At 38.1% G+C, this 1393-nt stretch carries 1 protein-coding gene; it reads left to right on the forward strand.

Annotation, left to right across the window (positions count from 1 at the left end; all coding sequences use genetic code 11):
* Nucleotides 1–23: 23 nt before the first annotated feature.
* Nucleotides 24–1393, forward strand: a 1370-nt coding sequence (locus B3J44_RS02505; protein WP_286965551.1) for a SusC/RagA family TonB-linked outer membrane protein, incomplete at its 3' end; no start/stop codon positions are given.

The raw sequence follows: 1393 nt of genomic DNA on the forward strand, positions 1-1393 counted from the left end.
TTACTAACCAAACAAAAAAATAAATGAGATCATGTCATGAAATTGATGTTCGTAGGACATCCATCAAAGATTTTATCCTTGTACTTTTTATGCTGGCAGCACTTTGTGGCAGCAATAGCGCTTTTGCCGTTGCAAAACAGCAGGAAGGTCCTGCAATTAAAAGTGCGCAAAAGACAATTACAGGAACCGTATATAATGAAAAGCATGAGCCTTTACCTGGTGCGACGGTAACAATAAAAGGAACCGCATCAAGTACTACTACAGATTTCGACGGAAAATTTTCTATTAAGGTAAATACTTCCGATGCTGTTTTAGTAATATCATATATTGGATACTCCAACAAAGAAATTTCTGCAGCAGGTACAAATTTGGAGATTCAGTTGGTACCGGAAGCAGTATCGCTGACAGATATTGTAGTAATCGGATACGGAAAAGCCAAAGCTAGAGATTTAACTGGGGCTGTTGCTTCAATCGATGTAGCCAAAACGAAAAATCAGCCTGTTGCCAATATTGGCGAGGCCATGCAGGGAAGGGCTGCCGGTGTGCAGGTCATTTCGAGCGGAGAACCGGGATCTAACGTCACTTTTAGAGTGAGGGGAACAGGTACCATTGCTAATAATAACCCTCTAATCGTAGTTGACGGAATGCCTTTGAATGGAGGACTTAACCAAGTTAATATGAATGATGTAGAATCGATCAGCGTGCTTAAAGATGCTTCTTCTACAGCAATTTATGGTTCCAGGGGAGCAAATGGAGTTGTGATTGTAACTACTAAAAGAGGCGGGACAAAAGAAGGTTCAACTTTGACTTTCGATACTTTTACGGGAGTGCAAAATGCTTCAAATGTGGTAAAGATGCTGAATGCTTCACAATACGCATCGTTAAATAATGATATGATGACTAATGGAGGACTTAATCCTAATCCATTATGGACAAATCCCGCTTCTTTGGGAACAGGAACCGACTGGGTTGGAACATTATTCAATCCAGAGATGATGTCCAGCTATACTTTATCTTATGGGAATAAAACAAAAAAATCCAATATCTATGTTTCTGCTAATTATTTTAACCAAAAAGGTATCGTTTTAAATACTGATTATGAAAGATTCATTGTGCAGTTTAATTCTGATACTAAAGTGACCAGCAAAGTAAAATTTGGAAACAGTGTTAAAATTGCACACGATATAAAAGAAAGCGGTGCATATGATATCCGTAACACGTTATTAGCAAATCCTACCCAGCCAATATATGATGAAAATGGAAATTTTACCGGACCTACAGGAAACCCTCTTTATTATGGAGATATTACAAATCCAATCGGAAAAGCCACAACTGTCGAAAGATCAACAAAAGGATATAATCTTCAAGGAAACCTTTTCGCAGAAATCAATTT

The organism is Flavobacterium sp. UBA4854, assembly GCF_002399805.1.
Lineage (GTDB): Bacteria > Bacteroidota > Bacteroidia > Flavobacteriales > Flavobacteriaceae > Flavobacterium > Flavobacterium ginsengisoli.